The organism is Aquiflexum sp. (assembly GCF_977115555.1).
Window position 1 is genome coordinate 1 of sequence record NZ_CDSBKL010000233.1, and the last position, 6,468, is coordinate 6,468.

The following is a 6,468-nucleotide window of genomic DNA, read 5'->3' on the forward strand; positions in this document are numbered from 1 at the left end:
CAAAAGCATCCCGATGGCCTGTTCCCCTACAGCATCTTTGTTCCCTTCGGCGGCATGAAACAGGTGGATTCCTCTTTCTTTGAGGTATTCCAAATCTATTTTATCCAATCCTGCACCTGCCCTACCGATAAATTTGAGTTTGGTACCTTTTTCCAACAATGGCCGGTCCATTGGGGTCTTGGACCGGATGATCAATCCCTCATATCCATGGACAATCTCCAAGATCTCCTCTCTTTTGATCACCGGACTGTAATCCACCCCAAAACCTTCCCTTTCTAACATTGGGATGATACTCAAATGCATTTCATCTATGATCAGGATTTTCATTTGAGGGTTGTTGTATTGGTTATAATAATTGTATCTGTGGCATTTGACGACCGGTAGAAAACACTTTGCTGAGACCGCCCACTCCTACTTCCCTTCTTTGAGTCGTGGATTCAATTTGACAGGTTTTGCGGTTTCCTTTTTCCTCATTCTCATATTGACTATTTCCACTGCCAGAGAGAAGAAAACTGCAAAATAAATATATCCCTTAGGGACCTCCACATGGAAACCTTCCACAAGCAGCATAAATCCAATCAAAATCAGGAATGAAAGCGCCAAAATCTGCAAGGTTGGGTGCTTGTTGATAAAGCGGCTGATTTTCCCCGCAAAAACCATCATTATGCCAATCGAAATCGTCACTGCAATGATCATGATGAGTACTTCTTTGACCAATCCAATGGCTGTCAAAATACTATCAAAAGAAAATACAAGATCCAATAGGATAATCTGGAAGACGACTTTTGCAAAATTATTGGCTGAATTTGGCTTTACTTCCTCGGCTTTGCCTTCCATTTTATGGTGGATTTCAAGGGTTGATTTGAACAACAAAAACAAACCTCCGCCTGCCAAAATCAAATCCCTGCCACTCATTTCAAAATCAAAAACGGTAATCAGAGGTTGGGTAAACTGGATAATATATGAAATTCCTAAAAGGAGTAAGATTCTGAAAACCAAGGCAAAAGCCAAACCCAAAGTCCTTGCTTTTCCCTGTTGGGATTCTGGAAGTTTGTTGGATACAATTGAGATGAAAATAATATTATCTACCCCAAGGACTATTTCCAAAAAGGTCAAAGTCAATAATGCTATCCAGGTTTCGGTTTGAAGGAAGATTTCCATGTTTGGTTTTTTAATATTTGATCAATAGGTTGGGCGAAGTTATATAGTTTGCGAATATTTGTTAAAAGAAATTTAAGAAAGCCATCTATGTTTATCCGATACTTTGCCGGCAGGGATAAAAATCAGGCTTAATTCTGTCCATATGCATAAAACAAATCCTCTAAAAGGATAATCTACCAAGAACAAATGCTGTGGTTTTTGATCTGTTTCTTCTTAGGAGTTCTCGGGAACTGAAAATGTAAATTGATTGCAGTTTTGGGATTGATGATCACTTTTTATTCCAACCTTACCGGAAGCCTCGCATTTGTTTCGGCAAACCATTTCTCCAGTTTCCTCATAAGTTGATCTGCAATTACAGGATTGGAATTGATCAGGTTTTGACTTTCCCTAGGGTCATTTTTTAAGTCAAAAAGCTCAGCCTTACTTCCATCAAAATAATGAATCAGTTTAAAATCTCCTGACCTTACGATGGCATATGGGACGACGTCGGATCCCCTATAATGTGGAAAATGCCAAAAAAAGTCCCTTTGGATATTTTGGTCAGGATTTTGAAAAACAGAAACCAGGCTCTGCCCATCTAAAATCTCATTTTGGGATTTTTCTCCCAAATATTCCAAAATCGTAGGAATCCAGTCCATGGAGATGATGGGCGTATCACTAACCTGACCTGCTGCTATTTTTCCCGGCCATTTCACAACCGTAGGTACCCTGATTCCTCCTTCGTAAGGATATCCTTTTTGTGACCGCAAAGGAAAATTATTGGTGACCGGCTGTTTTGGATTTCCGATCAATCCGCCATTGTCTGAAGTGAAAATCACCATCGTCTTTTTGGTCAAACCCAATCTTTCAAGTTCTTCGATTACCTTCCCGACATTTTGGTCAAGACTCTCCACAAGGGCAGCATATACGGGATTACCTTGATTCCCTTTTTGCTTTTGTTGGTATTTTTCAATCAGCTCAGCTTTGCCCATGATCGGGGTATGGACGGCATATGGCGCCCAATGGATAAAAAACTTTCTGTCCCTTTGGTTTTGAATAAAGGCTACCACCTCATCCCCCTCTCTATCCATCAGAAACTCTCCCCCTTTTCTGGGTGGAAGATTTTTGAATTCATAATATTCAACAGGATTTTGGGGGAGGTATGGATCAAAATAACTTGGTGGCTGACCCAAATCATTTCCTCCAACATTAAAGTGAAAACCCTGATCTTCCGGATAATGCCCCTCTTCTCCTAAATGCCATTTGCCGACATGAAGATTGGTATATCCATACTGAAGGAGTCTTTCTGCCAAAGTGATTTCTTCTAAGGGTAAGAACCCTTGGTTTTTTGGAGTTTTCCATTCCTTTCCGGGATTTTCTTCAAACTCATCGGGCAAAGCCATTCCACTTCCACCCTGGAATTTTGCCCGGATCCAATCAGTGATGCCTGTCCTTGCAGGATATTTTCCTGTCAACAAAGCTGCTCTTGTCGGTGAACAGATCGCAGCTGCGGCATAAGAATTTGTAAATAATATCCCTTCAGCAGCTAATCTGTCAATATTTGGCGTTGCATAAAAATCGCTCCCCAAAACGCCAATATCCGCCCAACCCAAATCATCTACATGGATCAAAAGGATATTGAATTCTTCCTTGGGTTTTTGCGCTAAGCAAACCGCGTGTAAAGAGCTGAAGAATAGAAGAAATGAGCAAAATAGTATTTCTATGATTTTTTGAAACGATGTTTTCATAATCAATACTTACAGTCTCCTTGCATTGAAAGTATCTCCAAGGGTTACATCTCCTGTATCAAAACCAAGCTTAAACCACCGGGATCTTTGCTCTGAGGTACCATGGGTAAAAGAATCAGGGACGACTTTTCCGGTTGCCTGCCTTTGAAGCCTGTCATCTCCAACCGAACTAGCAGCATTCAAGGCCTCCTCCAAGTCTCCTGGTTCAAGGATTTTGGCGACTTTTTGGGTGTAATGTGCCCAAATACCCGCATAAAAATCCGCCTGAAGTTCTAACATAACCATCAGTCTGTTGAATTCAGCTTCCGGAAGTTTTCCACGCTGTGACTGTACACGTTCCAAAGTTCCATCCAATCTCTGTATATGATGGCCGACTTCATGGGCGATCACATAGGCTTGGGCAAAATCCCCATGAGCGCCCAATTTCTTTCCCATATCCTGAAAAAAGCCTAAGTCTATGTATACTTTTTCATCCCCCGGACAATAAAAAGGACCTGTAGCCGAAGAAGCAAAACCACAGGCAGAATCAACGCCACCTGTGAATAGAACCAAGCCGGGTTCTCTATATCCATCCATTAGGCTGTGCCATACATTTTCAGTTTCTGCGAGAACCACAGCCGTGAATTCCGCGAGTTGTTCTTCCTCAGCGCTTGGCCTGTAATCTGAGGCTACCTGAGACATTTGTCCCCCTCCCGTGAACTGCGATATCAAAGTGATCGGATTGGTACCTGTAAGCCACATGACAAGGAAAAACCCACCTACGATTACCAAACCTGCTTTGGAAAAAAGCAACTTGATCAATGGTCCAAGCAACATGGGATTGATACCCCCGCCTCCTCCACCTAGAGATTGACCACGTCGGTCTTCTACATTACTGCTTTTGCGCCTTCCTTGCCATTTCATTTTGAATTGATTTTAATTGGGATAAGTACAGGTTTCAATTTATCTGTTTCGAAGAAATTTAAAAGGTTTTTAACTGTTCAAGAGGTGATTTTTGGCTTCCAGGTAGCTGTAAAGCACCTGGATATGGCATGCTAAAGTCGATCAATTTTTTGATTTAAGCCCTTCTACAAAATACATGTCCACTTCTCCCTTGTTTTTGGCTTTTATTTTTCCCCGGTAAGTACAGTCAAAATGGTCTTTGACAAGCTCATAAGTAGTACCTGAAATATTGACTTTCCCTGCCTCACTACTGCTTTCCATTCGGGAAGCTAGATTTACGGTATCACCCCAAATGTCGTAGGCGAATTTTTTGAGCCCTACAATACCTGCAACCACATTTCCGGAATGGGCACCAATCCGCACTTCAAAAATCGGTTTGCCTTTTGCTTTATTTTTTTGTTTGTGGTCTTCTATAAAATCCCTTAATTCCAATGCCGCTTTGATGACATCGATTGCGTGGGTTTGGTTGGTAATCGGAAGACCTCCTACAGCCATATAAGAATCTCCAATAGTTTTGATTTTTTCTATAGGATATTTCTGAATAATCCTGTCAAACTCTTTGAAACAAAAATCAATTTCAGAGACAAGGTCATCTGCACTCATTTTTTCGGCAACGATCGAAAACCCTTTGAAATCAGTAAACAATACCGTGACACTTTCATATTTTTTGGCCTGAGCAGTGCCTTTTTCCTTGAGTTCTCTTGCGATGTCCATTGGCAAAATATTCAAAAGCAGTTCGTCACTCTTCTCTTTTTCGGATTGTAAATCAATGGTCCTCTCCTTGACTTTGAACTCAAGATTGGCATTGTATTCTTCAAGTCTTTTTTCATTGATTCTGAGATTTTCTTCGACAGCTTTCCTAACCTCTACCTCTTGCTTCAGTTCCATGTTGAGTCGCGTGGTCTGATCCAACAACATGGCATTTTGTAGCGAAATGGCTGTTTGGGTAGCCATTACCTGGAGTATTTCTATCCTTTCTTGGGTAAATGCACCTGACAACAACCTGTTTTCAAGATATAGGTAGGCAAAGCCCTGGCCTGCATGTTTCAGTGGCAGACAAACCACGGATTTGATTTTATTCCTTAAAATATATTCGTCATTGGAATAGGGAAGTTTTGCACCTGCATCCTCCAAGACCAAGGTTTCACCAGTCCTCATGACATAATTGACCACAGAATGGCTGATGTCTTCAAACTGGTCAAAAGGCAAATCCTGCAAGACCTGTATCTCATTGTTGGAAATATCCAAAGAGGCTTTGATTACCTTTTTATCTTTTTCCTTCGTAACCAAGAAAGCCCTATCCGCACCGGCATTTTCTGTCAGAAGGTTCATCAGACCTTTTAGGATGTTTTCAAGCACCATTTCACCGGAGATAAGGTTGATGGTTTTTAGTATCGTATCCAGGTCAAGGTTATTGGATTTTAGACCTATATCCTCAGAAGAAATAAACCCTGCGTACTCTTCTTTCATTTGGATTAGCTTTGCTTTTGCCCCCCATTTCGCATATGCCTTGTAGGCATTGGAAAAATAAAACTGGGCCGCCTCAGGCTGGTTTTGGGATTGATAGAAAATCCCAAATCGCTCCCATGCCATAGCTTCGTCATGTATGAATTTATTTTTTCTTGCATACCTGATCGCATTAGAAAAACATTTGACTGCCAAATCCAAATCATTGAGCAACCAATGATATTCGGCTTTCATAATTTCTAACCTATGAAGGAAGTTGTCTTCATTATGTTTAATGTATTTATTGAACCTTTGAATATTCTTCTTTACAGTTTTTAAGAGTTTTTTCTGCTCTTGTTTATCTCTTGAATTGTAAATTAAGGAGATACAAATATTTTCATAGAAGTAATGGAGATATTCTCCCATGGTACCCATCACCGAAACCAAATATGCCTTTTGCTTTATTGCATTTTCGTATGCAACCTCATTCTTATTGAAAACAATAGCCACCACTTTTTTTAATTCATAAAGATTTCCATAATAACTAGATGAAACCGGACCATCAGGAAAATCAAGAAGGTCCTCATCCAAAATCTCACCTTTAATTTTTTCATAACTAGAAAAACCTTCAACTAGAGAAGTTGCCACTTGCCTGAACATTTTTACCCGTTCAATCTGCAAAGATTGATTCAATGGGGTCATCTGCTTAGTTAATATTTCACCTCTTTTAATCATATTTTCCAATAGTTCTCCTGAGAAAAACTGGTTAAACATGATCATTAGGGCTGTTAGGGAATTGAATTCAAATTCCCCGGATTGAAGTCCTCTTTTGAAAGAGTCCTCCAAATCAGGCAATGTTTTGGACATTGGCATCAACCAAAATGAGATGAATATATGGAAATTAGCCCTAACCTTCGTTCCTATTTCCTCATCTGCCAATAGTTCTGATAATTTATAGCCCAATTGGGCCAATTCAACTCCCTTTTCAATTTTGTTCATGAATACAGAGTTAATGTATCCAAATACCACAATAACTAAAGGAGAGTTAGAAGAAAGTCCATGTTTCAAAGTCAACCTAAACATCTTAAACATGTATAAGGGGACGGAAATTGGTGAAAGAAAATATGAAGCAAAGGCCAAATAGTAGAGTATTTCCATAGACAGGATAACAGACCTGTCTAAGTTCTTAGGG

5 protein-coding genes are annotated in these 6,468 nt (G+C 40.1%); all 5 read right to left on the minus strand.

All coding sequences use genetic code 11. From position 1 onward, the window contains the following. A partial coding sequence (locus ACZFYI_RS13525) for a Rossmann-fold NAD(P)-binding domain-containing protein (protein ID WP_462524659.1) occupies nucleotides 1-327 on the minus strand: 327 nt, incomplete at its 3' end. An 84-nt stretch (nucleotides 328-411) separates the two neighbouring features. Continuing rightward, on the minus strand, nucleotides 412-1,161 hold the full coding sequence (locus tag ACZFYI_RS13530) for a TerC family protein (RefSeq protein ID WP_462524660.1): 750 nt from the start codon (nucleotides 1,159-1,161) through the stop codon (nucleotides 412-414). 275 nt (nucleotides 1,162-1,436) lie between these two features. Beyond that, nucleotides 1,437-2,888: a sulfatase gene (locus tag ACZFYI_RS13535; RefSeq protein ID WP_462524661.1), complete on the minus strand. Its 1,452-nt coding sequence runs from the start codon at nucleotides 2,886-2,888 to the stop codon at nucleotides 1,437-1,439. 9 nt (nucleotides 2,889-2,897) lie between these two features. Beyond that, complete coding sequence (ypfJ, locus tag ACZFYI_RS13540; protein ID WP_462524662.1) at nucleotides 2,898-3,791, minus strand: KPN_02809 family neutral zinc metallopeptidase; 894 nt, start codon at nucleotides 3,789-3,791, stop codon at nucleotides 2,898-2,900. A gap of 141 nt (nucleotides 3,792-3,932) precedes the next feature. Further along, a partial coding sequence (locus tag ACZFYI_RS13545) for an adenylate/guanylate cyclase domain-containing protein (RefSeq protein WP_462524663.1) occupies nucleotides 3,933-6,468 on the minus strand: 2,536 nt, incomplete at its 5' end.

Bases quoted from the DNA above. Each gene is read 5' to 3' on its own strand.
- ACZFYI_RS13535 (WP_462524661.1), bottom strand. From the start codon at position 2,888: ATGAAAACATCGTTTCAAAAAATCATAGAAATACTATTTTGCTCATTT.
- ypfJ (WP_462524662.1), bottom strand. From the start codon at position 3,791: ATGAAATGGCAAGGAAGGCGCAAAAGCAGTAATGTAGAAGACCGACGT.
- ACZFYI_RS13530 (WP_462524660.1), bottom strand. From the start codon at position 1,161: ATGGAAATCTTCCTTCAAACCGAAACCTGGATAGCATTATTGACTTTG.